The sequence below is a fragment of the Providencia sp. PROV129 genome (assembly GCF_028482245.1).
Lineage (GTDB): Bacteria > Pseudomonadota > Gammaproteobacteria > Enterobacterales > Enterobacteriaceae > Providencia > Providencia vermicola.
This window is the reverse complement of the sequence record NZ_JAMPQD010000013.1, coordinates 1-26,811: the sequence shown is the minus strand read 5'-3', so window position 1 is coordinate 26,811 and position 26,811 is coordinate 1. Positions and strand designations below refer to the sequence as shown.

Annotated in this window: 25 protein-coding genes and 1 pseudogene; 14 read left to right on the top strand and 12 right to left on the bottom strand. The window is 41.6% G+C overall.

Annotated features, from left to right (window positions below; genetic code table 11):
• Nucleotides 1-40 precede the first annotated feature (40 nt).
• Entirely contained in the window at nt 41-1,087 is a 1,047-nt protein-coding gene (gene sohB / locus PSF27_RS09600) for a protease SohB (protein ID WP_206086099.1), read from the top strand.
• 92 nt (nt 1,088-1,179) lie between these two features.
• Here sohB and PSF27_RS09595 read toward each other — a convergent pair whose 3' ends face one another.
• Nucleotides 1,180-1,437 (bottom strand): DUF2498 family protein, encoded by a 258-nt coding sequence (locus PSF27_RS09595; protein WP_206086098.1) that lies wholly within the window; start codon nt 1,435-1,437, stop codon nt 1,180-1,182.
• A gap of 289 nt (nt 1,438-1,726) precedes the next feature.
• Between PSF27_RS09595 and topA the strand changes: the two genes are divergently transcribed.
• On the top strand, nt 1,727-4,333 hold the full coding sequence (gene topA / locus PSF27_RS09590; RefSeq protein ID WP_206086097.1) for a type I DNA topoisomerase: 2,607 nt from the start codon (nt 1,727-1,729) through the stop codon (nt 4,331-4,333).
• 98 nt (nt 4,334-4,431) lie between these two features.
• On the opposite strand, the gene PSF27_RS09585 is transcribed toward topA, so the two are convergent.
• Nucleotides 4,432-4,998 carry a TetR/AcrR family transcriptional regulator gene (locus PSF27_RS09585; RefSeq protein ID WP_272681371.1) on the bottom strand — a complete coding sequence of 189 codons (567 nt, stop codon included), beginning with the start codon at nt 4,996-4,998 and terminating at the stop codon, nt 4,432-4,434.
• A gap of 89 nt (nt 4,999-5,087) precedes the next feature.
• Between PSF27_RS09585 and PSF27_RS09580 the strand changes: the two genes are divergently transcribed.
• Together PSF27_RS09580 and sodC are read left to right on the top strand one after the other, a co-directional pair.
• The gene (locus PSF27_RS09580) at nt 5,088-6,299 is read left to right on the top strand and encodes an MFS transporter (protein ID WP_306803745.1); all 1,212 of its coding nucleotides are present in this window, start codon (nt 5,088-5,090) and stop codon (nt 6,297-6,299) included.
• Nucleotides 6,300-6,549: 250 nt separating this feature from the next.
• The gene (gene sodC, locus PSF27_RS09575; protein ID WP_206086094.1) at nt 6,550-7,074 is read left to right on the top strand and encodes a superoxide dismutase family protein; all 525 of its coding nucleotides are present in this window, start codon (nt 6,550-6,552) and stop codon (nt 7,072-7,074) included.
• Nucleotides 7,075-7,409: 335 nt separating this feature from the next.
• Here sodC and PSF27_RS09570 read toward each other — a convergent pair whose 3' ends face one another.
• Nucleotides 7,410-9,443, bottom strand: coding sequence for a M13 family metallopeptidase (locus PSF27_RS09570; RefSeq protein ID WP_272681370.1), 2,034 nt, complete (start codon nt 9,441-9,443; stop codon nt 7,410-7,412).
• A gap of 310 nt (nt 9,444-9,753) precedes the next feature.
• On the opposite strand from PSF27_RS09570, the gene cysB reads away from it, so the two are divergent.
• The 5 genes from cysB (at nt 9,754) to PSF27_RS09545 (ending at nt 15,320) form a co-directional block, all read left to right on the top strand.
• Entirely contained in the window at nt 9,754-10,728 is a 975-nt protein-coding gene (cysB, locus tag PSF27_RS09565) for an HTH-type transcriptional regulator CysB (RefSeq protein WP_206086092.1), read from the top strand.
• 188 nt (nt 10,729-10,916) lie between these two features.
• Nucleotides 10,917-11,210 (top strand): type II toxin-antitoxin system TacA family antitoxin, encoded by a 294-nt coding sequence (locus PSF27_RS09560; RefSeq protein ID WP_272573166.1) that lies wholly within the window; start codon nt 10,917-10,919, stop codon nt 11,208-11,210.
• Nucleotides 11,207-11,719: a GNAT family N-acetyltransferase gene (locus tag PSF27_RS09555; RefSeq protein WP_272681369.1), complete on the top strand. Its 513-nt coding sequence runs from the start codon at nt 11,207-11,209 to the stop codon at nt 11,717-11,719. Before PSF27_RS09560 ends, PSF27_RS09555 begins: the two co-directional genes overlap by 4 nt.
• A 214-nt stretch (nt 11,720-11,933) precedes the next feature.
• On the top strand, nt 11,934-14,606 hold the full coding sequence (gene acnA, locus PSF27_RS09550; RefSeq protein ID WP_272681368.1) for an aconitate hydratase AcnA: 2,673 nt from the start codon (nt 11,934-11,936) through the stop codon (nt 14,604-14,606).
• Between the two features lie 270 nt (nt 14,607-14,876).
• A complete protein-coding gene (locus PSF27_RS09545; RefSeq protein WP_206086088.1) occupies nt 14,877-15,320 on the top strand; it encodes a hypothetical protein in 444 nt (147 codons plus the stop codon).
• 110 nt (nt 15,321-15,430) lie between these two features.
• Here PSF27_RS09545 and hemB read toward each other — a convergent pair whose 3' ends face one another.
• Complete coding sequence (gene hemB, locus PSF27_RS09540) at nt 15,431-16,408, bottom strand: porphobilinogen synthase (protein ID WP_206086087.1); 978 nt, start codon at nt 16,406-16,408, stop codon at nt 15,431-15,433.
• A gap of 182 nt (nt 16,409-16,590) precedes the next feature.
• Nucleotides 16,591-17,187, bottom strand: coding sequence for a GTP cyclohydrolase II (gene ribA, locus PSF27_RS09535; RefSeq protein WP_206086203.1), 597 nt, complete (start codon nt 17,185-17,187; stop codon nt 16,591-16,593).
• Nucleotides 17,188-17,402: 215 nt separating this feature from the next.
• Between ribA and PSF27_RS09530 the strand changes: the two genes are divergently transcribed.
• The 5 genes from PSF27_RS09530 to yciH all read left to right on the top strand — a co-directional run bounded on the left by PSF27_RS09530 (nt 17,403) and on the right by yciH (nt 20,861).
• Entirely contained in the window at nt 17,403-18,143 is a 741-nt protein-coding gene (locus PSF27_RS09530) for a phosphatase PAP2 family protein (RefSeq protein ID WP_272681367.1), read from the top strand.
• 127 nt (nt 18,144-18,270) lie between these two features.
• On the top strand, nt 18,271-18,588 hold the full coding sequence (locus tag PSF27_RS09525; protein ID WP_206086085.1) for a LapA family protein: 318 nt from the start codon (nt 18,271-18,273) through the stop codon (nt 18,586-18,588).
• A gap of 6 nt (nt 18,589-18,594) precedes the next feature.
• Nucleotides 18,595-19,767 (top strand): lipopolysaccharide assembly protein LapB, encoded by a 1,173-nt coding sequence (gene lapB, locus PSF27_RS09520; protein ID WP_272681366.1) that lies wholly within the window; start codon nt 18,595-18,597, stop codon nt 19,765-19,767.
• 45 nt (nt 19,768-19,812) lie between these two features.
• Complete coding sequence (gene pyrF, locus PSF27_RS09515; protein WP_272681365.1) at nt 19,813-20,538, top strand: orotidine-5'-phosphate decarboxylase; 726 nt, start codon at nt 19,813-19,815, stop codon at nt 20,536-20,538.
• Nucleotides 20,535-20,861, top strand: coding sequence for a stress response translation initiation inhibitor YciH (gene yciH, locus PSF27_RS09510; protein WP_272539854.1), 327 nt, complete (start codon nt 20,535-20,537; stop codon nt 20,859-20,861). Before pyrF ends, yciH begins: the two co-directional genes overlap by 4 nt.
• A gap of 55 nt (nt 20,862-20,916) precedes the next feature.
• On the opposite strand, the pseudogene nadS reads toward yciH, so the two are convergent.
• The 7 genes and pseudogenes from nadS to rsxD form a co-directional block, all read right to left on the bottom strand.
• Nucleotides 20,917-21,078, bottom strand: a pseudogene (gene nadS, locus PSF27_RS09505) (NadS family protein); the annotation flags it as partial.
• 79 nt (nt 21,079-21,157) lie between these two features.
• The gene (gene osmB / locus PSF27_RS09500) at nt 21,158-21,376 is read right to left on the bottom strand and encodes an osmotically-inducible lipoprotein OsmB (protein WP_225819467.1); all 219 of its coding nucleotides are present in this window, start codon (nt 21,374-21,376) and stop codon (nt 21,158-21,160) included.
• Between the two features lie 200 nt (nt 21,377-21,576).
• Nucleotides 21,577-23,520 (bottom strand): exoribonuclease II, encoded by a 1,944-nt coding sequence (locus tag PSF27_RS09495; RefSeq protein WP_206086080.1) that lies wholly within the window; start codon nt 23,518-23,520, stop codon nt 21,577-21,579.
• 134 nt (nt 23,521-23,654) lie between these two features.
• Entirely contained in the window at nt 23,655-24,296 is a 642-nt protein-coding gene (gene nth / locus PSF27_RS09490; RefSeq protein ID WP_206086079.1) for an endonuclease III, read from the bottom strand.
• Nucleotides 24,297-24,316: 20 nt separating this feature from the next.
• Nucleotides 24,317-25,030, bottom strand: coding sequence for an electron transport complex subunit E (locus PSF27_RS09485; RefSeq protein WP_206086078.1), 714 nt, complete (start codon nt 25,028-25,030; stop codon nt 24,317-24,319).
• Entirely contained in the window at nt 25,030-25,659 is a 630-nt protein-coding gene (rsxG, locus tag PSF27_RS09480; RefSeq protein WP_206086077.1) for an electron transport complex subunit RsxG, read from the bottom strand. Before rsxG ends, PSF27_RS09485 begins: the two co-directional genes overlap by 1 nt.
• A gap of 9 nt (nt 25,660-25,668) precedes the next feature.
• Nucleotides 25,669-26,748, bottom strand: coding sequence for an electron transport complex subunit RsxD (gene rsxD / locus PSF27_RS09475; RefSeq protein ID WP_272681364.1), 1,080 nt, complete (start codon nt 26,746-26,748; stop codon nt 25,669-25,671).
• Between the last annotated feature and the right edge of the window lie 63 nt (nt 26,749-26,811).

Here is a 26,811-nt window from a genome sequence, read left to right as displayed (position 1 = left end):
TTATTTTTGTGTTGAAGATAAATATCAGAAGGATCATGTTGTGGAGTATTTCTCTTTGTATGGATTATTTTTAGCAAAAGTTGTCACTATCGTGGTGGCTATCGTTTTGCTGGCTGTTTTTGTCTTTGGTGTAGGTATGCGTCGCCAAAGTGCTAAAGGTTCGTTAAAACTCACTGATTTGGGTGAGAATTATCGCGAACGCCAGCGTCAGATGCAGCAAGTGAAAATGAATGAATCTGAGCATAAAGCATGGCTCAAGGCATTCAAAAAACAGCAAAAAGCAAAATCAAAAAGTGAGAAATCAGGGGCTAAACTTGGGCAAACATCCATTAAAAAGCCCTGTTTATATGTCTTAGACTTTAAAGGCAGCATGGATGCACGCGAAGTGGCATCTTTGAGGGAGGAAATCAGTGCAGTTCTGGCTGTTGCTGATACACAAGATGAAGTTTTGCTGCGTTTGGAGAGCCCTGGCGGTATGGTTCATGGTTATGGGCTTGCAGCATCACAATTACGTCGTTTAAAAGAAAAGAATATTCCGTTGACGGTTGCTGTTGATAAAGTGGCAGCAAGTGGTGGCTATATGATGGCCTGTATTGCAGATAAAATTGTTGCTGCACCATTTGCTATTATTGGCTCAATTGGTGTTGTGGCACAAATTCCTAATATTCATCGCTTATTGAAAAAACATGATGTTGATGTTGAACTTCATACGGCAGGTGAATATAAAAGAACGCTGACATTGCTCGGGGAAAATACCGAGCAAGGCCGTAAAAAGTTTGTGGAAGATTTAAATTCAACGCATGATCTTTTCAAGCAATTTGTTCATCAAAATCGTCCGTCATTAGATATTGATAAGGTTGCAACGGGTGAATACTGGTACGGGTCACAGGCGTTAGAAAAAGGGCTTGTGGATAGCATTGGCGTCAGTGATGACATTATTATTGATGCAGTTGATGCTAAAGAGATTGTTGGTGTCCGTTATGTTCTAAGTAAAAAAATGGTGGATAAAGTCATGGGAAGCGCAGCAAATAGTGTTGATAACCTTTTATTGCGTTGGTGGCAGCGTGGCCAAAAACCAATGTTATAAATGAATAGTCGCCTCGCAAATATTCTGTTTTAATTCTACTATTAATTACCGGCACTGAAGCCGGTAATTTTTTATCAATTATTGAATGTTAATTAATCATTTTCACGTAATTGGTATTGTTCTGAAAGAACATGGGCAAGATGTTTGTACATATTAAAAGCAGCGGTACTTTTTAATGTTGGGATACCATTTTCATCGAGAAAGAATTCCCCTTTAAAAACCAGCGTACCACGATGCTGCTCCACGGTGTCTACAAACATACCGTGAATATATTCGTCATGTTTCTGTATGATATCGTTAGCTTTTTCAAGTAACTCTGTTTTTGTAATGTACGGTAGATCGTCTTGCATAATAGGGCTCCCTTGAAAAAATAATTGGTTGCTTCTCGCATTTTATCAGGTAGAGTGTGTGGTTTTCAATTATGGCTTAATGCCTTTATATGGTTAAAATCAGTCAGCTAGAAGACTTTCATGACTTGTAGAATAACGTGATTGAGATTATAAGTTTTGTTTCAACACAAATAATTGATTGAAAATATATTGATATATTGTGATTGTGTCGCAATATAAAAAACAGATTCTCATTTTACGCATTTTAATGTAAAAGTGCGTCATAGTTGATATTTAGGTAAAGGTAAATATGGGTAAAGCTCTTGTTATCGTGGAGTCCCCGGCAAAAGCCAAGACAATTAATAAATACCTTGGCAGTGGCTACGTTGTGAAAAGCAGCGTCGGCCATATTCGTGATCTGCCGAAAAGCGGCTCTGGTTCACAAACCGGCTCACAAAAGAGTACAGGCTCATCTACCGAGAAAACAAAGAAAGTTAAAAAAGATCCACGCGATGCATTAGTGAATCGCATGGGTATCGACCCTTATCATGGTTGGAAGGCGAATTACCAAATTCTACCAGGTAAGGAAAAGGTGGTTTCTGAGCTGAAATCTCTGGCTGCGGATGCCGATCACATCTACCTCGCAACGGACTTGGACCGCGAGGGGGAAGCGATCGCATGGCATTTACGTGAAGTGATTGGCGGTGATGATTCGCGTTTTAGTCGTGTTGTATTTAACGAAATCACGAAAAACGCCATCACCCAAGCATTTGATAGCCCAGGTGAGCTAAATATTGATCGGGTTAACGCGCAGCAAGCACGTCGCTTTATGGATCGCGTTGTGGGGTACATGGTATCTCCATTATTGTGGAAAAAAGTGGCTAGAGGTTTGTCTGCGGGGCGTGTTCAGTCTGTTGCAGTGAAACTGATTGTTGAACGCGAACGAGAAATTAAAGCGTTTGTTCCTGAAGAGTATTGGGAATTACACGCGGACTTAGCAGATAAAGATATTGCAAATTTACGCATGGAAGTGACGTCGCAAGCAGGTAAATCGTTCAAACCTGTTAATAAAGCGCAAACTACCGCTGCGGTAAAATTACTTGAAAAGGCGCGCTTTGAGGTTATTGACCGTGAAGACCGCCCTACATCAAGTAAACCAAGTGCACCTTATATCACTTCAACATTGCAACAAGCGGCAAGTACGCGTTTAGGCTTTGGGGTGAAGAAAACCATGATGATGGCCCAGCGTCTGTATGAAGCGGGTTACATTACTTATATGCGTACTGACTCAACTAACTTGAGTCAAGATGCGTTGGATATGGTTCGTGGTTATATCAATGACAACTTTGGGGCGAAATATCTGCCGAAAGATGCCAATGTATATAGCAGCAAAGATAATTCCCAAGAGGCGCATGAAGCCATCCGTCCTTCTAGTGTTGATGTATTACCTGATTCGCTAAAAGATATGGAAAATGACGCAAAACGGTTGTACCAATTAATTTGGAACCAATTTGTTGCGTGTCAAATGACGCCAGCGAAATATGACTCTACGACCTTAACAGTGAAAGCGGGAGACTTTGAACTGAAAGCCAAAGGGCGTACGTTACGTTTTGATGGTTGGACGAAAGTAATGCCTGCACTGCGCAAAAACGATGAAGATAAAACCTTACCGCCAATTCAAGTGGGTACGGAACTATCATTAATTGAATTATTGCCAAGTCAGCACTTTACTAAACCGCCTGCACGTTTTAGTGAAGCTTCACTGGTTAAAGAACTCGAAAAACGTGGAATTGGTCGTCCTTCAACTTATGCGGCAATTATTTCGACTATCCAAGATAGAGGATATGTCAAAGTTGAAAACCGTCGCTTCTATGCGGAAAAAATGGGGGAAATCGTTACTGATCGTTTAGAAGAAAACTTCAACGATTTGATGAACTACGATTTTACCGCACGCATGGAAAACCAGCTCGACCATGTTGCAAATCATGATGCCGAGTGGAAAGCTGTTCTTGATGAATTCTTCTCTGATTTTAGTACCCAGCTTGATGTTGCGGAAAAAGATCCAGAAGAAGGGGGAATGCGTACTAATCCGATGGTTATAACATCAATAACCTGTCCTGATTGTGAACGCCATATGGGTATTCGCACTGCATCTACAGGGGTATTCCTGGGGTGTAGTGGCTATGCATTGCCACCAAAAGAACGCTGTAAAAAAACCATCAATCTGATCCCTGAAGATGAAGTACTTAATATTCTTGAAGGGGATGATGCAGAAACTAACGCGTTAAGAGCAAAACGTCGTTGCCCTAAATGTGGTACGGCGATGGATAGCTACTTGATTGATAACCAACGTAAATTACATGTTTGTGGTAATAACCCTGCATGTGAAGGTTATGAAATTGAAGAAGGCGAATTCCGTATTAAAGGCTATGATGGCCCTGTCATTGAATGTGATAAATGTGGCTCTGAAATGCACCTGAAAATGGGGCGTTTTGGTAAATACATGGGTTGCACCAATGAAGAATGTAAAAACACACGTAAAATCCTAAGAAGTGGTGAAGTTGCGCCACCGAAAGAAGATCCTGTTCCGTTGCCTGAATTACCGTGTGAAAAGTCTGACGCTTACTTTGTATTGCGTGATGGTGCCGCTGGGGTGTTCCTTGCTGCCAACACTTTCCCGAAATCCAGAGAAACACGTGCGCCATTAGTGGCTGAGTTACAACGCTTTAAGGACAGATTACCTGAAAAGCTTGCCTACTTGGCAGAAGCACCTGCTGAAGATGCTGAAGGTAACCCAACAGTTGTTCGTTTTAGCCGTAAAACCAAGCAACAATATGTTTCTTCGGAAAAAGACGGTAAAGCAACAGGTTGGAGTGCTTTTTACGTTGATGGCAAATGGGAAGTGAAAGAGAAGTAATTTCTTTTTCTGTATTCAATAGAAAAAACCAGTTGCAACATTGTGACTGGTTTTTTTATAGTCATATCAGGCTATTTGTTAGCACACAACGGTTGTGATCATAAAGATGTGTTAGCAAAAAGCCGATTTAAGAAGGATAACGTTTTTTCGTGGGTAAGAGTTTCATTATCAAACAACAAGTGGAAAATAATAGGAGAAACCACAAAGTTAATTATTAACTCATTTGGGATTGTCTGTTCACCACGCTTCTTCGCTCTAGCATTGATGATATCTAGTTGTTCGCCTATTATTAGGGTACATTTTCTTGCGGCGCTACCTTCTTTAGCATAAATAATTTCTCTCAACATATTCATACCTGTTGGGGAACTCATTTCCTCATAATATTGTTCAACCCATTCAGTGATATCTGCTTTGTAGTCTCCCATATTATTAGGGATCGTATCTGGGTGTAATTTTTGAACTGCAACATCAGCAAGCAGTCGATTTAAATCTCCCCAACGCCTGTATATCGTTGATGCTGGCACTCCAGCCTCTGAAGCAATGGCATACACCGAAAGGGTTGATGGGGAGCACTCCTCAAGTAGTTTGTTCACGGCATCGTAGACAGCTTGTTGTATTTTGGCACTACGGCCGCCCGTTCTTAGGGACTTGACTGATATTTCCATAAATTTACTCATTTTTTGTTAACGCAATAATATTGCGTTAATGGTGCTTGCTATGTATTATAACATTTTTGTTGCGTTAAGGTGTTTTCATGAGTCATAGGTTCATACAATACAAATTTAGTTCTAGTCAAAATATCATCTATTACACATCTATATTTATGCTTGTCTTGGCTTTTTCCAGTATACCGACTCCGTTTTATCATATGTACCAAACTCAGTTTTTGTTTTCTACCTTCACATTAACCATAATATTTTCAGTTTATGCATTATCGTTATTGATTACATTGGTAGTAGTAGGGGCTATTTCGGATAACATCGGAAGAAAACCAATCATACTCATTTCTCTTATTTTAATATTGCTTGCAGATGGATTATTTTATTTGGCAGATTCCGTCATATTCCTTATTTTAGCTCGTTCAGTCCAAGGCATCGGGACTGCATTAGCCACCTCGACATTGTGCTCAGCTATTATTGATGTGAATAAACCATTAGGCTCACGAATTAACAGTTTTGCACCAATGGCTGGAATGGCCGTTGGAATGTTGATATCTTGTACTGTGGTTACTTATTCCAGGTATCCTCTAAAAACCACGTTCCTTATTGTTGGTTTAATTTTATGCGTATCATTAGTCACATTGATATTCACAACTGAAACGGTTAACAAGAACAAAATCACGCTGCAAGTATTTAAACCTTCACTCAGGATGCCAGCCAGTTCACGACAACGATTTACGCTAATTTCGTCTATTAACATATCTCTATGGATGTTGAGTGGTTTTTATTTATCCCTAATGCCTTCGCTACTTACCGCTGCTTTTGGTGATATTAACATTTGGGTAAGTGGATCTGCTTTTTTGTTTCTCACGATTTTCGCATCAATAACGATTATTTTTATCAAAAAAATTCAATATGATGGGTTAATGAAAGTTGGGATCTTACTACTGGTTGTTGGTATCGTCTTTTTGTTATTTGGTGTCAATACGAATAGAGTTGCACTACTTTTTGTGGGGAGTGCTTTAGCTGGAATAGGCTTTGGTATCTGTTTTATGAAAGAAATGGAGGTACTGCTAATGGGAGTGGATGGGACAGTAAAAAGCCGTGTGCTATCTGTTTTTTATATCGAAAGTTATTTGGCATTTTGCCTGCCCGTACTGGTTATCAGCTTTGCACTAAATATGTACGAAACTTCCCTTACAACTGCAACAAATGTTTATGGAATAGCCATTCTTTGCTTACTTGGTGTGTCAGTAAGTAAAAACTATAGTTGCGCTAACGCGATTACAATCCAGAATAGCCAATAGTATTAGCTGATCGTGTATATATTTTAGGTAGTTAATGTTCATTTTTTGCATAAGCTCAAAATTAGAACTAACTGTGATACAACCATCATTTATTAACTAAACCAAAATTTATCACCCGAAGTGATAACTAATTTATGTAAACTTAAGATAGAATTATTGTTTTGATGAATTAACAGTAACAGTTCTTATCTTATATTTATGTAATGTAAGTCGATGGAACGATAGATAAATGTTATCCACTGGAGGCAATATGAAGTTAAAGATGTGCTTATTTGCTGCATTACTGACTGCGGGCACTGCCTATGCAGCACAATCCACTGTGGTATTAAAGGAAGCAACGCCAACGGGTGAGGGTAAAACGATTGGTGAAGTTGTTATCTCTGAAACTGAGTATGGGTTATTGTTCACACCAAAACTTTCAGGTTTACAATCTGGTATTCATGGTTTCCATGTCCACGAAAACCCAAGCTGCGAGCCAGGGGAAAAAGACGGCAAATCTGTTCCTGCACTAAAAGCGGGTGGGCATTTAGATCCAGCAAAAACGGCTGTTCACAAAGGGCCATATGATAATACTGGGCACTTAGGGGATTTACCCGGTCTCGTTGCAGATAGCCAAGGTAATGCCGATTATGCGGTTTTAGCGCCACGTTTAAAAACACTGAAAGATGTGCAAAACCGTGCATTAATGGTGCATGTGGGGGGCGATAACTATTCCGATAATCCAGAAGCGTTAGGTGGTGGGGGGGCTAGGATGGCCTGTGGCGTCATCAAATAACTTTGCTCGTTATATTTTACGGTGTGGCGTTGTTGGCTTCATTCGGTTATGTGGGTCACATACTGGAGTATGCTCCCCACGATAACCTCATTTGCCGCCTAGCCACAACGTAAACTATTTAGAGCAAGGTCTTAATTGTCCAAAGCAATACTTAATAGCGTAGTATTGCATTGGGTATTAAGTAATTTAAATGATGATAGAGCGTCATATATTGCCTAGCCACAACGCAGACTATTTAGAGCAATATCTAATTGTTCAAAGCAATACTTAACTGATGATGTGGTTTGAAAGCTCGGAAATATGCCGAGCTTTCTTTTTATCTATTTATCAATCGACTACCAAATACGAATACGCTTTTCAGGTTCCAAATAGAGAGCATTGTCTTTATCGACACCAAAGGTTTGGTACCAATCATCAATATTACGCACAACGCCATTGGCACGGAATTGGTTTGGACTGTGCGGGTCAGTCATAATTTTATTACGCTCAGACTCTTTATTCGACAGCTCTTGCCATGTGCGTGCCCATGCGATGAAAAAACGCTGTAAGCCGGTTGTGCCGTCAATAATCGGTGGTTCACCATTTGGGTAATTTTCTTTGGCGAATTGTTTATAGGCACTCAACGCGATATTTAGCCCGCCTAAGTCCCCAATATTTTCGCCTAGAGTTAATTGCCCATTAACTTTCAAACCATCGACATCAAACGCGTTGTATTGTTCGACCAACTTCTCAGTTTTTTCTTTGAAGTGCGTTTTGGCACTTTCACTCCACCAATTACGTAGTTGCCCTGTACCATCATATAAACTGCCTTGGTCATCAAAACCATGACCCATTTCATGGCCTATCACTGCACCAATTGCCCCGTAGTTATAAGCGGGGTCAACGTTAGGGTCAAAGAATGGGGCTTGTAAAATCGCAGCAGGGAAAACGATTTCATTTTGTACAGGGTTGAAATAGGCATTCACCGTTTGTGGTGTCATGCCCCATTCCCATTTACGAACAGGCTGGCCCATTTTGCTAATCATGTCGTTGTAGGACCATGCAACAACTTGTTTGTAGTTATCAAACAGTGAATCTGGTTTTAAATTAATGTCACTGAAATCATTCCATTTGTCAGGGTAGCCCACTTTTACGGTGAACTGTTCCAGTTTTTTCAGGGCTTCTTGGCGTGTGCTATCATCCATCCAATCGTTGTCTTTTAAACGTGAATTAAATGTGCCTCTGACATAGCTCACTAAATCTTGAATTTTTTCTTTGGATTGCGGGTCGAAATATTTTTCAACATAGATTTGCCCTAATGCTTCGCCCTGAAGGGAGTTTACTGTTTGTAACGCACGTTCTTGGCGGGTACGTTGTTTCTCGACACCGTTGAGTTTTTTCGAATAAAAATCAAAGTTGGCATCAGAAACAGCTTTATTTAAATAGCGTGCATGATCGCTAATATATTGGAACGTTAAATAATCTTTTAAGGTTGAAACAGGTGTTTGCGCGAAAATTTTTGCGGTTTGTTCAACGGCGCTGTCTGTTTCTACTACCACTTTTTCAAGCTGCTTATCGGTGAGTTTGTAGCGGCTGATAAAACTGCTCCAATCAAAGCCTTTGGTATGATTTTTCATTTCAGCTAATGACATAGCATGGTAGTTTTTGATGGTGTCACGGCGCGCTTCAGGACTCCAATGTACGGTTGCAATGGCTTTTTCTAAATCGAATATTTTTTGCGCTTTTTGTTCAACGTCTTTTTCACCCGCCAGTTTCAGCATCGTTGCGATATAAGCGATATAACTTTTTCGTATATCTTGCATTTGTGGGGTGTCATCGAGGTAATAAGTCCGATTAGGTAATCCTAAACCCCCTTGGCCAATATACAACACATACGTTTCAGGGGATTTTGCATCTAAATCTACCCAATAAGAAATCAATGAATTGAAATCTGGGTTAGTCATTAGCTGACTGATATCCTGATGGTTTTTTGCTTTTGCTATCTCGGCTAAATCCTGTTTGATAGGTGAAAGTCCAGCCTTTTCGATGGCGTCTTCATTGAGAAAACTTTGGTACAAATGACGAATATTGCGTTGATTATGGTTTAGTTCGCTTTCTGGTTTTTTCTGTAGTTCATCAATGATAGCTTGGGTCTGTTTTTCGGTATTTAAATACAAATCAACAAAAGAGTTAATGCGGGGCATACCCGTTGGGATTTTTGCCTTGCTTATCCAATCCTCATTCACGTAGCGGTAGAAATCATTACCAGGGTTAATTGTGTCGGATAAAACAATTTTCTGTTGTCCGTAAGTCACTTCCTTTGCAAGTAGTTGAGGTGCAAAGGAAACCGTTGACATACCAATAAGCAGTGCCAAAATATTTATACGCATGTAAAAACCTCTCTTCGTTGAGAATCTATAACTCCACTTTTTCAAGCTTATACTGAAGTGGAAATCCTTCAAATTACGTTTTATTCATTGAAACATATCACGAATTAAAGATAACCCGTCTTTGCAATACATTACGACGTTGAGGCAGGAAAAATTCACCTTAGATGAAATTTTGTCATCATACTGTTTATTCTCGTTAGAATAATGTTATATTGGTTATATCGATTCAATTGTATATAATTTTTAGTTATAACTAATGTTTTTTAGCTATAGCGACTCTATCGTGATCCAGTAAGGGGTAGGCAGAAATATGAAATTGCAGCAATTACGTTATATTGTTGAAGTTGTTAATCATGACTTAAATGTCTCCTCTACGGCGGAGGGGCTTTTTACTTCGCAACCAGGTATTAGTAAGCAAGTGCGGATGCTAGAAGATGAGCTAGGCATTCAGATTTTTGCTCGCAGCGGTAAACACTTAACGCATGTCACCCCTGCGGGAGAAGAGGTCGTTCGTATTTCAAGGGAAGTGTTGTCGAAGATTGAAGCAATACGTTCAGTTGCGGGGGAGCATACCTACCCAGATCGCGGTACGTTAAATATAGCAACGACCCACACGCAAGCGCGTTATGCATTACCGCCGGTTATTAAAGGCTTTATTGAACGCTACCCACATGTGTCTTTGCATATGCAGCAAGGCACACCAACCCAAATAGCGGAAGAGGTATGCAAGGGGAACAGTGATTTTGCAATCGCCACGGAGGCACTCCATCTGTATAGCGACTTAATTATGCTGCCTTGCTACCATTGGAACCGTTGTGTGGTGGTGCAAAAAGACCATCCGTTGGCGACGAAAAAGAATGTGACCATTGAAGATATTGCGGAATACCAAATTGTGACATACACCCATGGCTTTACTGGGCGTTCAGAACTGGATGTCGCTTTTCAAAAAATAGGCCTAGAGCCGAAGATCATTTTTACAGCAACAGATGCAGATGTGATTAAAACTTACGTCAGGCTGGGATTGGGTATTGGTATTATCGCCAGTATGGCGGTTGATGCGGTAAATGATTCTGACCTTGTTGTCATTGATATGCGTGATAAGTTCAGCTATAGCACCACGAAAATTGGCTTTAAACGCACCAGTTTCTTGCGTAGCTATATGTATGATTTCTTATGGCGTTTTGCCCCACATTTAACGCGTGATGTGGTGGATAAGGCGATTGCCATTCGCAACAATGATGAAATTGAAGCTTTCTTTAAAGATATTCAGTTACCGATTATTTGATTTTTGTATTATTGCCTGCCCATCTAATGGTAGCCACATGATGAACAGTGGCTACCATTAATCATCTATTCACCGCAATGCGGATAAAACTGTGTGCTATGTGTTCTCCTTCTTCACCTGTAATGACTTTGTCATTACAATGCTGTGTGCTTAAAAAATAAGTCATCAGTTAGGCGTTAACCATTGCGATGCAAAATACATGTGATAATGATACGGTGCTTACACGTTCATCATTGAATTTACGAATTAAATTAGAAGATAAAATTCTGATTGACCGAGCTGCTAACGCTGTTGGGAAAAATCGTACTGAGTTTGTACTCGAAGCGGCTCGTCGTGCTGCGGAAGAAACATTAGCCGATCTCCGTGTGATTAATGTGAGCCCTGAAGTTTATCAGGAGTTTGTTGCTCAATTAGATGCCCCGCCGAGCAATAATGAGGCGCTCAGAAAAACCATGATGTCCAAATCTCCGTGGGAGAAATGACATTGAACCTGACAGCTCCTGAGCCGCTCAATTTAAACCACCGTCTGGATGTATTCTCTTCGGGTGAAGAAACGTTGGATCATTGGTTAAAAAACCGCGCGATGGGAAATCAGAAAACGGGTGCATCCCGCACTTTTGTCACTGCATCTGATAATACGGTGATGGGGTATTATGCACTTTCTACAGGCATTATAACTACCAACCAAGCGGTGGGTAAATTTCGGCAAAATATGCCAACAGATATTCCTGTTGTTTTACTTGGCCGCCTAGCAGTGGATGTAAACGTGAAAGGATTCGGTGTTGGCAGGGTGCTCGTAAAGGATGCGGCGCTGAGAGTTATCCAAGCATCAGGGCTTGTCGGTATTCGGAGAATGGTTGTTCATGCGCTTTCAGTTGATGCTAAACGGTTTTATGAACACGTTGGGTTTGTATCTTCACCTCTAGACTCAATGATGCTAATGGTCACTTTAGCTGATCTTCAGCTCGCAATCGGCGCCTATCCAAACTGAAAATAACCGTCATCCCCCAAACTTTTTACCGTCATTTACGCTTATACTTTCCATTCTTATCTCAAATTTCCTATGATAAATAGGTCTAAACTGCAAATTTGGCACAAAATCTATAAATCAAATTTATAAAGCAACTATGATTACAATTGGTTAACAAAAAATAATGGTGGTAAATAAACATTATTGCCATAGCCATAAAAACCAAGGAGGAGTTATGTCGTTGAGTCTAAAAACAACGAGTGCCTCAACACTCGCTGTCGGAAACAAGCAGTATAATTACTTCAGTTTGGCGCTTGCCGAGAAAAAAATCGGCGATGGTTCAAAGCTGCCCAAATCCCTCAAAGTGTTACTCGAAAACCTATTACGCCATATCGATGGCACTTCTGTTGTTGAACAAGACTTACAAGCCATTATTGATTGGCAAAAAAACGCTCATGCAGATAGGGAAATTGCCTATCGTCCCGCTCGTGTACTGATGCAAGATTTTACTGGCGTCCCTGCGGTTGTTGACCTTGCAGCAATGCGTGAAGCGGTGAAATCGTTAGGGGGAAATGTCAATCAGGTCAACCCATTATCACCTGTTGATCTGGTGATTGACCACTCGGTGATGGTGGATGAATTTGCCACACAATCTGCGTTTGGTGAAAACGTGGAAATTGAAATGGAACGTAACCACGAACGCTATTTATTCCTGCGTTGGGGGCAAAAAGCGTTTAACCGTTTCCAAGTTGTGCCACCGGGCACTGGGATTTGCCACCAGGTTAACTTAGAGTACCTTGGAAAAGCGGTTTGGCATGAGGAAATCGATGGGAAGCTATACGCTTATCCAGATACGCTAGTGGGTACCGATTCTCACACAACCATGATCAATGGGCTTGGTGTGCTGGGTTGGGGAGTGGGTGGTATAGAGGCTGAAGCAGCGATGTTAGGTCAGCCTGTTTCGATGCTTATCCCCGATGTGGTTGGGTTTAAGTTAACAGGCAAATTATCGGAAGGTATTACGGCAACTGACCTTGTATTAACCGTCACACAAATGCTGCGTAAACACGGCGTGGTCGGTAAGTTTGTGGAATTCTACGGTGATGGTTTGGCGGATTTACCCTTAGCTGACCGTGCCACCATCGCCAATATGTCACCTGAATATGGTGCAACCTGTGGGTTCTTCCCCATCGATGATATTACGTTGTCCTATATGCGACTAACAGGACGTAGCGACGATGAAGTGGCGCTGGTGGAAGCGTATAGTAAAGAGCAGGGCTTATGGCGTCACGCAGGTGATGAACCTATCTTTACCAGTACCCTTGAATTAGATATGTCGACAGTTGAATCTAGCTTAGCTGGGCCAAAACGTCCACAGGATAGAGTGGAGCTGAGTCAAGTACCAAAAGCGTTCCGAGGTGCAGTTGAACTCGAAGTGAATAAACAAGATAAAAATGCACACCCAGAAGTGAAATATCAAAATCAAACCTTTGAACTCACTGATGGCGCGGTCGTGATTGCGGCGATTACATCTTGTACCAATACTTCAAATCCGAGTGTTTTGATGGCGGCGGGGCTGTTAGCGAAAAAAGCGGTTGAAAAAGGGCTGTCTCGTCAACCCTGGGTTAAATCATCCCTTGCACCAGGTTCCAAAGTGGTCACGGACTACCTTGCGGTAGCGGGCTTAACACCTTATTTAGATAAATTGGGATTCAATCTTGTTGGGTATGGATGTACCACCTGTATCGGTAACTCAGGTCCATTACCGGAACCAATTGAAGCGGCGATTAAGCAAACCGATTTAACCGTTGGTGCAGTGCTTTCGGGGAACCGAAATTTTGAAGGGCGGATCCATCCTCTGGTGAAAACTAACTGGTTGGCATCTCCGCCGTTAGTTGTGGCCTATGCCCTTGCAGGAAATATGAATATTAACTTGAAAAATGAACCGCTTGGTGTAGATAAACACGGTAATGACGTTTATCTGAAAGATATTTGGCCAAGCAGTGCTGAAATAGCCCAAGCTGTGCAACAAGTTAAAACAGAGATGTTCCGCAAAGAATATAATGCCGTATTTGAAGGTGACGATGCGTGGCGTGCTCTCGAAGTTGAAAGCTCATCAACTTATCATTGGCAGGCGGACTCAACGTACATTCGCCATCCACCATTCTTTGAAGGCATGCAAGCCCAGCCTGCGCCAGTTAAAGATATTCACGGCGCCAATATTTTGGCTATCCTTGGCGATTCAGTTACTACTGACCATATTTCACCTGCAGGGAATATTAAGAAAGACAGTCCAGCAGGGCGCTACCTTCAAGAGCGTGGTGTTGCTGTTGCAGACTTTAACTCTTATGGCTCACGACGAGGTAACCATGAAGTGATGATGCGCGGCACCTTTGCGAATATTCGTATTCGTAATGAAATGGTACCAGGTGTTGAAGGTGGTTATACCTTACATATTCCAACAGGGCAGCAAATGGCTATCTATGATGCAGCAATGTTGTATCAGCAAGAAAAACGCCCATTGGCGATTATTGCAGGTAAGGAATATGGTTCAGGTTCGAGTCGTGACTGGGCTGCAAAAGGAACTAATTTGTTAGGCGTTCGCGTGGTGATTGCAGAGTCTTATGAGCGTATTCATCGTTCAAATTTAATCGGTATGGGGGTTGTACCTCTGGAGTTTAAAGATGGTATGTCCCGCAAAACCCTTGGACTAAAAGGAGACGAACGCATTGACGTTGTTGGTCTGCAATCCCTGACACCAGGGCAAGACCTGAAGGTGAATATTACTCTGGGTAATGGTGAGGTCAAGGAGATCACTACCCGTTGTCGTATTGATACGGGTACTGAAATGGAGTATTACCGCCATGGCGGTATCTTGCATTATGTCATTCGACAAATGCTTCATTAACACAGGTTAACTAAAAACGTCTGTTTGGTTAATCCAGCAGACGTTTTTTTATTCCTATCTTATTTCTTAATCTTGTTTTTTCTCAATATTTTCGATGTGGATCTACGTTATGGTGTTAGGTAGATGGTTAAATATAGGGGAGAAAACCATTCTTAATTCAGTGAGTACTGAATTAAGTTCGCCATAAATCAGTTTCTTTGTTTGAATTAGTATCCATGTAATGGATTCGGGCTCGCTAAATTTATCGAAAACAACGTAAAGGAAATATATATGGCAGATATCAATGAAACCGATTTCTATAAAGGGGCATTGTGGGCAGCAGATATCTTATTAACAACTTCTCATTTTGATGGGTCGAATGAAGAGGTTCGCGATATTTTAGAACATATTCCTAATTTGTATTCTATTGTGATGAGAACACCTGAAACGGAAGTTCACGACTTACGTCTCTATGCGGACAAAGAATTCCCACTTGGCTTAAATGCAGATTACACTGCAATTACTATCGCACCATTAAAAGAGTATTTTGATATTGTGCCTATGCCGGATCAAAACCCGGAGAGTATTACTTTTGAGGTGGAATTTTGGGGCGTTGTTGCCAAGACAACTGCAGGTAAAGACGATTTATTGATAGCGGGCTTACCTTCGGCAGAAGTTGCTCAGCATTATGCAAAAACATTAACGCATCAGCTTGAAATTCAGCGTGGTAAATAACCGATTGATTTATTTTTAATCTGTTTTGGCTTGCTTTTTAATCTAAAATGCCAAAAAACCGCAACACTGTGTTTATATCCAGTATTGCGGTTTTTTTTATAAGCTAAAAATTATAAAGCCTTACTTTCAGCCAGTTGTAGGGCAAAGTAAGTGAAGATAAGGTCAGCACCTGCGCGTTTAATTGAACCTAATGTTTCCAGTGCCACACGTGTTTCATCAATCGCACCCGCTTGTGCTGCAAATTTGATTTGCGCATATTCGCCACTAACTTGATACGCACCAATCGGTAATTGTGTGTGTTCACGTAAATCACGAATGATATCAAGATAAGCCCCAGCGGGTTTGATCATCAGCGCATCTGCACCTTCGCGCTCATCAATCAGCGATTCATGTAGCGCTTCGCGGCGGTTCATTGGGTTCATTTGGTAGGTTTTTCTGTCACCTTTTAAACATGAGCCAGCTGCATCACGGAATGGGCCATATAATGCGGATGCAAATTTTGTGGAATAGGACATAATGGCCGTATCCGTAAAACCTGCTTCATCCAGTGCACGGCGGATCGCCGCAACTTGTCCATCCATTGCAGCGGAAGGGGCGATAAAGTCTGCACCTGCTCGGGCAGCAGCAACTGCCTGCAGACCTAAATTGTGAATAGTGGCATCATTATCAACAACATGGTCATGCATCACCCCGCAGTGACCATGGGAAGTATATTCACAAAAACAAGTATCTGACATCACAATCATTTCAGGAACTGTGTCTTTACAGATACGGGACATACGAGCGACTAAGCCATTTTCCTGCCATGCATCACTGCCATTATCATCAAGGTGGTGGGAAACGCCAAATGTCATGACTGACTTAATGCCTGCATTTGCGATACGCTCAATTTCATACGCTAAGCGTTTTTCAGGAATACGCATAACACCAGGCATGCTATTGATCGGCATATAATCGTCGAGTTCTTCTTCAACGAAAATAGGTAAACAAAGGTCATTAATCGATAGATGGGTTTCTTGGAATAAAGTGCGGAGTTTTTCAGTTTTACGCAGTCTTCTCATGCGTTGAATAGAATGCAGGTTGTTCACAATATCTCCTTGTAGTTTGATGAATAAGCAAAAGATAAAGGTCATTCATCAAAGTCATAATATTGAGAACAGTATAAACCTTATAGAAAGAAAGTGAATATAACCATCAAGAAATGGCACACATTGAGAGGATAATTGAGAGAAAAGGGAAGAACGTAGAAACTCTCCCCTTATTGTGTAGCTTACTGGTGTTTAAACAGCATATGACCCATCTTTTGTGCTTTAACATCCAAATAATGTTCATTACTTGGATTACGCCCAACAATCAAAGGCACACGTTCAACCACATTTATACCCGCTTCACGCATGATATCGATTTTTTTCGGGTTATTCGTTAGCAAACGAACTTCGTTGATCCCCAGTAATTTGTACATATCTGAGCAGAGGGTAAAATCACGTTCATCGGCTTTAAAACCCAGTTTTAAATTTGCCTCGACAGTGTCTAAACCTTGGTCTTGTAGCGCATATGCACGGATTTTATTGAGCAAGCCAATATTACGGCCTTCTTGGCGATGGTAAAGTAACACCCCGCGGCCTTCTTTACTAATCTGAGAAAGCGCGGCTTCTAATTGGAAACCACAATCGCAACGTAAGCTAAATAGCGCATCACCCGTTAAACATTCAGAGTGAATACGGCTAAGAACGGGGGTATCCCCAGAGATGTCGCCAAAGATTAACGCGACATGGTCATGACCCGTTGCAATTTCTTCAAAACCTACCATCAGAAATTCACCGAACGGTGTTGGGAGTTTTGCTTGAGCAACACGTTTTAGCTGCATATTTTCATTCATTAGTTAAAGTAACTCTTGCTTAATGTAATAACGTAAATCGATATAAGGTACATGAGTATAATATATCGAAGCTATATGACGTTTTGCATATAGAGGCTGGTAATCTTTGCACACAACCAACACTGTATTACTATAACAGAGTTAATCGAGAGTGAATGGAATATTTCTTCATAAGGTGGATTAATATTTATGGAATGCATTAAATGAGAAAAACTATTTTCGTCGTTAGCCTGTTTGCTATTTTATTAGCATTACCACCCATGATAATGCTAATTTCGGGGTGGCAATGGACGCCAGAAAATCAATTTAAATCAATGAAATGGCTGTTATGGCTGACCGATACAGCAGGTGCACCATACAGTATTATTACGTCATTAGCACTTATGGGGATAATCATATTCAGACTACGTGCAGAAAAAAGTATGGTCTTGAAGATTGTGATTATTGTTGCTAGCGCTTTGTTACTGCAACAAGGTACCAAAACATTACTTAAAAACCATTTTCAAGAGCCTCGACCTTATGTGGTTTGGCTCGAAGAGCAATATGATGTGACGCATTCGGATTTTTATGAATTAACACGAGCCGCTCGAGCCAAGTTGATTAAAACGGTCGTTAAACAACATGATGATATTGCTAAGTGGCAAAGAAAGCATTGGCAAGCAGAAACAGGGTACTCATTTCCATCAGGACATATGTTATTTGCTGCTGGCTGGGCACTCTTGTTTATCGCCTTTTTTTGGCAAAGGGGCTACTATGGCTTTTCGATTGGCCTAGCACTCTGGGCAGAGGGGATCGCATTTAGCCGCATGTTATTAGGTATGCATTGGCCAATTGATGTCATTACGTCAGTATTTATCAGTGCCATTTTTGCCATTTTGGCTTACGGTGTATTTCTGTTTCTTAAGTGGAAAAAAAAGTCGGTTAATCTTTCATCAAGGGAGTGATTGTTGCGACAAACTCTGTGAATTTTCGAATTTGTATAAAATAAATTGCTTTGTCTGGATGCGCGGGAAATGCTACCTTATCAGGTAGATATTATTGAATGGATAAGAACTGATAACGGGAACAAATGTGAAATACTTTCTGATTTTATTACTGGCGGTCGCATTTTTTATTATCTCGATTACGCTAGGTTCAAGCAATGATCAGGTTATTACATTTAACTACCTGATTGCAAAAGGGGATTTTTCTTTATCAACCCTTCTTGCATCACTTTTTGGTGTCGGTTTTGTGCTGGGATGGCTGGTGTGTGCGGCATTTTATTTACGTACAATCGTTAGCCTGAAAAACGCACGTCGTAAAATTAGACGTTTAGAATCACAATTAGGTGCTGGAGAAAGTAATATTTCTGACTCAACCTCATTAGTGACGACTCAGAACAAGGAATAATCCTGTATGTTCGAGTTGCTGTTTCTGTTGCTTCCTGTGGCTGCCGCTTATGGTTGGTATATGGGGCGCAGAAGTGCTCAACAAGATAAACAACTACATGCTAACCGCTTGTCCCGTGATTATGTGACAGGCGTGAACTTTCTTTTGTCAAATCAGCAAGATAAAGCGGTTGATTTGTTTCTAGATATGCTTAAGAATTATGATAGCTCTGCATTTGAAGCACATTTAACCTTAGGGAATTTATTTCGTTCTCGAGGTGAAGTTGAACGTGCTATCCGCATTCACCAATCGCTGGTGGAAAGTGCTTCGTTATCCTTCGAACAACGCCTCCTTGCAACCCAACAACTTGGCCGTGATTACATGACCGCTGGGGTGTATGATCGCGCCGAAAATATGTTCCAGCAACTCACTGATGAAGTGGATTTCAAGCAAAGTGCTTTACAATCTTTATTAAATATTTACCAGTTAACCAGTGAATGGTCGAAAGCTATCGATGTTGCAGGTAAACTGGCTAAATTAGGCCATAACGAATTACGCGAGCAAATTGCACATTTTTACTGTGAGCTTGCGGTACAACAATTGGCGAGTGATGATCTTGATGATGCACAAGCCTTATTAAATAAAGCAGAACAAGCCGATAAAAACTGTGCGCGCGTTTCGATTATGAAAGGGCGTATTTTTATTGAGCAAGGCGTTTATGAAAAGGCCATTCATGTTTTAAAGCAAGTATATGATCAAGATAGAGAGTTGGTTACTGAAACGCTGCCACTGCTCCATGATTGCTATCAACGCACCGGTCAATTGGATGAATGGGAAGATTACTTGCGTCAATGTGTAGCGGGTAATTCAGGTGCAATTGCAGAGCTGTATCTCGCCGATATTATTGTTGAAAAGCAAAATCATGAAGCTGCTGCAAATTATATTAATGACCAAATTCAACGTCACCCAACCATGCGACTGTTTTATCGTTTAATGGATTACCACCTTGAAGAAGCCGAAGAAGGCCGTGCAAAAGAAAGTTTGATTTTGCTAAGAAAAATGGTGGGCGAACAAATCCGAACAAAGCCTGATTACCGTTGCCATAAATGTGGCTTTACTTCTCGTTCATTATATTGGCACTGCCCATCTTGTCGTTCTTGGGATACGATTAAACCCATTCGTGGGTTAGATGGCCAGTGACAACGTCACTTTTTAACCTCATAACAACTCATTAAAGGCTATGAAATGATTTCCTCAACTGAGAACCAGACACACTCGCCAATCATTGTGGCACTTGACTATGAAGATGCTAATGCTGCACTGGTGTTTGTTGACCGCATTGACCCGCGTGATTGCCGTCTTAAAGTAGGCAAAGAAATGTTCACGTTCAATGGTCCTCAATTTGTCAAATCACTCCATGATCGCGGCTTTGATGTTTTCCTTGATTTAAAATTTCACGATATTCCAAATACGGTTGCTCGTGCCGTCGCCGCTTCTGCTGAAATGGGCGTCTGGATGGTTAATGTGCATGCGGGCGGTGGAGCTAGAATGATGGAAGCGGCTCGTCAATCACTCGAAGTTTATGGTAAAGATGCGCCTTTATTAACGGCAGTAACTGTTTTGACCAGCATGGATGAGACAGATCTAGTGGGCGTGGGGATCCAAGACTCTCCTGCGGTTCATGCAGAACGTCTTGCATTGCTGACCAAACAGTGTGGTCTTGATGGCGTTGTCTGTTCTGCCCATGAAGCAAAACGCTTAAAAAGTTTATGTGGCAAAGATTTTAAATTAGTCACACCAGGTATTCGCCCAGAAGGTAGTGATGTTGGCGATCAACGCCGTATCATGACACCACAAGATGCTATCAAAGCAGGGGTTGACTATATGGTGATTGGACGCCCGATCACGCGTAGTGAAAACCCAACGTTAACATTACGGCAAATTAACCAGTCTATTAAAGGTCTCTCATGAGTGATTCAAACAGCCGTCTAGTATATAGCACAGACGTTGGGCGTATTGATGAAGAAAAACCGAAGGTAGAAAGGCCAAAAGGTGATGGCATCGTTAGAATTCGCCGTGAAACATCAGGTCGTAAAGGAAAAGGGGTTTGTGTCGTGACGGGCCTTGATCTTGATGATGTTGAGCTCATAAAACTTGCCGCTGAACTGAAAAAGAAATGTGGTTGCGGCGGTGCAGTAAAGGATGGAAATATTGAAATTCAAGGGGATAAGCGAGATGTGATTAAGCAACTCCTTGAAGCAAAAGGCATGCAGGTAAAATTAGCTGGTGGCTGATTAAAATGATTAAAGAAAAACGGTGGTTGCAGGTGTAATCACCGTTTTTTATGGGTTAAATTGCTGCGAGTTCTTTGAATAATTCAGGGTTTCTTTTTATTGCCACTAATACTTTAGCCGCTAACCCTGTTGGGTTAGGTCGTTTGAGTTCCCAGCTTTTAATGGTATCAACGCTAGTTCCTATTGCATTAGCTAATTCGCTTTGTGAAACATTGAGTTAGCGTTAGAACACTGAACATAAAATAGCGCCAAATGGATGGCGCTATTTAGAGAATAGGGGCATAGCTTATTGTCGGTTATTTGCCAATTTGGTGGCCAATGATCCCGCCAACGGCGGCACCGCCTACCGTACCAAGTGAACTACCTCCAGTAAGCACTGCACCACCGACGGCACCGACGCCAGCACCAATGGCAGTATTTTTATCGCGCTTAGACATGTTGGAACAGGCACTCACGCTAATAGCGACGGTTGCGATAACCATAAATGATAAAATGCGTTTGCTGACAGTATTCATTTTTTAATCCTTAACACGTATTAAACAAATCATAAATTAGCATGATAGGTAAATTTACGAATAAGAATAATCAGGAAAAAATAGCGAATAGCATATAAATTTTAACGTAAAATGCGAATTAATCACTACTGATTAGGTTGCGAACGAAGAAAAGACCATAAGCATTAACTTATGGTCTTTTAAAGATAGCACAGAAAGTATTATTCTGCAGGGCGAGCAACGATATTACGTGTTTCCATACGAACTTCCGCAATGGTGACATTAATAATATCATTGAGTTGATATGCTTTTTCGCCTTTAACCAGAACGCTGCCAGTTTCTTGGCTACACTGAATTTCATCACGAACACTGTGAATAAATGGTGCAGGAACAAATGCCACCGCGCCATTATCCACGAGACGTACACGTACACCGCCACGGGTAATATCAATAATTTCCGCGGGGAATTTAGTGTCAGTGCCTTCAAACGGTTTTAAGTAACGTGAATAGAGCCAATCACCCACATCGCGTTCCGCCATACGGTTTGCACGGCGACGTTCTGCCAATTTAATGGAAAGCTCTTCAGTGGGTTTATCCGTTGAAGGCTTGCCCGCAATAATGGACTTTAATAACCGATGGTTAACGATATCGGTGTATTTACGAATGGGGGATGTCCATGTTGCGTAAGCGTCAAAACCAAGGCCGAAGTGAGGGCCAGGATCAGCTTTAACTTCGGCAAAAGTTTGGTAGCGACGAATTCGGCTATCTAAGAACTGGGTAGGTTCGGCATCAAGCTTACGACGTAATTGACGGAACCCCTCCAGAGACAATAATGATTCTGCGGTGGTTTCAATACCATTGTCTTTTAAGGTTTGAACAACCTGGTCAATTTGCAATGGCTCAAAGCCCATATGCACATTGAAAACGCCGAAGCCGAGTTTTTCTTTTAACACGCTGGCTGCACAAAGGTTAGAGGTGATCATTGCCTCTTCAACAATGCGGTTAGAACTGCGGCGGCTTTCTGATACAATATCAACGACATTGCCTTTATCATCAAGCACAAAGCGGTAATCAGGGCGGTCTTTAAAGACTAATGCATGAGTTTCACGCCAATGTAAGCGTTTATCAGCCATTTCTTTTAACAGCAATATTTGTTGTTTGTCTGTGTCATTGGCGGGTTGCCAATTTCCAGTTTCTTCAAGCCAATCAGAAACTTCGTCATATACTAATTTGGTTTTTGATTCGACCCAAGCACTGAAAAACTCAATGTGACTATCAAGGCTGCCATCTGCAAGAATTTGCGCCACACAGACTAAAGCAGGGCGACGTTCATTTGGGCGCAAGGAGCATAAATCATCTGACAATTGACGCGGTAACATTGGGATATTGAAACCAGGTAAATAGTTAGTATAAGAACGTGCAAGGGCCAGTTTATCTAATTCACTGCCTTCGCGGATATAGCTGGTTGGGTCAGCGATAGCGATGAATAATTTGAGATTGCCTTCAGCGGTTTTCTCAACATACAGCGCATCATCCATATCTTCAGTACTAGCGCTATCGATGGTCACAAAATGTAAGTCAGTTAAATCAACGCGTTCAATGCCTTGATCATCACGCTCGCTTTCCACCATTTGAGGTTCATCACGGTCTAATTGGTGACGGCGTAACGTTACCCACCATGGTGCAAAGTGGTCATCGCCTTCAGTGATGTATTCTGTAATATCTGCGTAAAAGTTTTTATCGCCTTTTAAGGGATGACGGCGCATTTGAGCGACGACCCAATCATCTTGCTTAAATTCATGGGTAATACCATTCACAGGACGACATAAAATCATGTCTTTGAGTAACGGGTGATCGGGGATAACAAATAAGCGATTGTCGTTTTCTTTTTTCTGAATTTTACCGACAAATCTCTCTAAAAAAGGCTCGACAAGTTCTTCTGGCTCAGCAAACTCACGGTCTTTATCCGTATGTACTGCGGCGATGACACGGTCACCGTGCATCACTTTTTTCATCTGAGGAGGCGGAATGAAATAGCTTTTTTGGCCATCAACTTCTAAAAAGCCAAAACCTTTTTCAGTGCTTTTTACCAACCCTTCAACACGAGGTGTTTGGGCATGTAATGTCTGTTTAAGTTGTGCGAGCAGTGGGTTGTCTTGAAACATACTTACCGTTTTATTAAGTTTGAATTTGGCTCTATTGTTACGTAAGACAAAGTCCTAGAGCAAGGAAAAAATGCGTTGTGCTTATGATTAGCACGATGACCTATCTTTTTCGTCATCAAAAGCACGATATATAGTTAATCCTCTGGGTAGACTTTGTCTTTAAATTCACAGAGGTCTTCGATGATGCACGAACCACAACGGGGTTTGCGCGCAATACAAGTATAACGCCCATGTAGAATAAACCAGTGATGGCAATCGACCTTAAATTCAGCAGGGACGACTTTCAGTAACTTTTCTTCAACAGCGACAACGTCTTTACCTGGGGCAAAGTTGGTACGATTACATACGCGAAATATATGAGTATCGACGGCAATGGTTGGCCAACCGAAGGCCGTATTAAGAACGACATTGGCTGTTTTACGGCCAACGCCTGGAAGCGCTTCAAGGGCCTCACGGTTTTCGGGAACTTGGCTATTGTGCTTTTCAATCAGTATTTTGCAGGTTTTATAAACACTTTCTGCTTTAGTATTAAATAAGCCAATAGTTTTGATATATTCTTTAATACCATCAACACCCAGCGCCATAATTGTTTCAGGTGTGTTTGCTACGGGATAAAGCTTTGCCGTGGCTTTATTAACGCTGACATCAGTCGCTTGAGCGGAGAGTAACACAGAGATTAATAGCTCAAACGGGGAGCTAAACTCTAGCTCCGTCGTTGGGTGGGGATTGTTGTCCCGTAAGCGAGTTAAAATTTCAATACGTTTTGATTTATTCATTGCTCACATTAATTTGTTTATTAAGAAAGATGACCGCCGCAACCTTGTTGTTTTTCATATTCGCGTACTGACTGATGATCAGCTTGCAAAGCCGCTCTTTTTTTCATTTTTTCATCAATTAAATATTTTGCAGCTAACAATAGGGCAAGGCCAATAAAGGCACCTGGTGGTAGCATAGCGAGTAAAAATGGAGAATCAAGGTGAATAACTTCAATGCGTAATGAAGTAGCCCATGAGCCTAACAGTAAATCAGCTCCATCAAATAAGGTACCGTTACCTAAAATTTCACGAATTGACCCCAAAACAAACAATGTCGCCGTTGCCCCTAAGCCCATCGCTAAGCCATCTAATGCTGATAACGAAACGGGGTTGCGAGATGCGTAGGCTTCTGCACGGCCAATGACGATACAGTTCGTCACAATCAACGGAATAAAAATCCCGAGCGATTCATATAAACCAAAAGCATAGGCGTTGATTAGCATTTGTACCGCACTCACAACCGATGCAATGATCATCACATAAATTGGGATACGAATTTCAGATGGCACCCAACGGCGCAGGGCAGAAACAGCTACGTTAGTGCATATCAGCACAAGTGTTGTTGCAAGGCCAAGCCCGAGAGCATTCGTTGCTGTAGAAGAAACAGCCAATAGCGGGCAAAGCCCTAAAAGCTGGACTAATGCAGAGTTATTTTTCCATAACCCTTGGACTAATAAATCTTTAGATTCACTCATTATTCTTCCCCACAATTTGGGTAAGTTGCTAATTCTTGCGGAATAGTTTGCATAAAGACCGCAGTTCGTTTGGTGGCATTGACCACCGCTCTTGGTGTGATGGTGGCGCCAGTGAATTGGTCAAACTCGCCACCATCTTTTTTTACAGCCCATTTGGGGTCATTTGGCGATTCGATTTTCTTCCCGCTTAAATGGGTGATCCAATCTGAAATACGCGTTTCAATTTTATCACCAAGCCCAGGTGTTTCATGGTGTTCGGTCACACGGACACCTAAAACAGTGCCGTTAAAATCAGCGCCTACCAACAAGTGGATAGCCCCTGAGTAACCATCTAATGCCGTGGTTTCTAACGCCGCAGCAACGGGTTCACCATTTTTACGGGCTATATATAAACGCCGTGGCTGTTTATTACCTAATATAGCCTCATTGGTGACTAGATAACATTCTTTAGTTAAATCATTATTATAGAGGTCACTGGGGATGACTTGGTCGAGCAATTTTTTCTGCACAATGGCGGCTTGCTCTGCAATAATGTCTTTCGTCAAAGTATAGACCGCTGCACTCAATGCCGTGGTTCCTGCGGCAAATATGGCAAGGATAGTTCCGTGACGTCGCATTGTATTTAACATGTTGGCTCCTTATTTATGTCCATATGCACGCGGTTGAGTGTAATAATCAATTAACGGCACGGTGATGTTTGCCAATAATACAGCGAAGGCAACGGCATCAGGGTATCCGCCATAAACACGGATCACCCACACTAAGAAACCAATAATCATTCCAAAAATAATTCGCCCTTTTGGTGTTGTTGATGCGGTAACAGGGTCGGTTGCGATAAAAAACGCACCCAACATGGTGGCACCTGACAGTAAATGAACCAATGGCGGCGCATAACGGCTATCATCAATCAGGTAGCTGATTATGGAGAAAACAGCTAAGGTTCCTAAGAATGACAACGGAATATGCCAGCTAATAATACGGCGGTTAATCATAATTAAACCACCAATAAGATAAGCAATATTTACCCACTGCCAGCCAATCCCAGCTAATGAGCCTTGTAAAATAGGTTGTTGTAATACGTCAGAAATAGAGTGTGTTAGTAAGCCTGTTTTAAAGCTATCCAGCGGTGTCGCTTGGCTCATACCATCTATGCCCGTTCGTAACTGATCAAGCGTCACTCCCGAAGAAGTCTGCCCACTGAAGATCACTGACAAGCTATCAATGGCAGAGATATGCATGTTTTGCAATTCTTGTGGTGGCAGCCAGTTGGTCATATGTACAGGGAAGGATATTAATAATACAACATAACCAACCATTGCTGGGTTGAATGGATTTTGCCCTAATCCACCATAACATTGTTTGGCAATGGTAATGGCAAAGAATGTCCCTAATACAATCAACCACCAAGGTGATAACGGGGGTAAGCTGATCCCGAGTAATAGGGCAGTGATAATGGCAGAATTATCTTTAAGCACAGGAACAACAGGCTGCTTGCGTAAGCGTATGGAAACAGCTTCAGTTACAACCGCTGTGAGTATCGCTAAAACAATTTGATAGAGCGTACCTATACCAAAAAAGTAAATTTGTGCTGCTATTCCTGGAATGGCAGCGAGAAGCACCCAAAACATCACTAAGCTGGTGCTTTGGTTATTATGAGTAAATGGTGCGCTTGCAATTTTTAGTCGGCGATTTTTCGCATCAATTGGCCTAAATTTCATTTCGTTATCACTTACTCTGTTATCGTTTGTTCATTGTGCTTTTCAGCTTGTTTTGCTTTAACG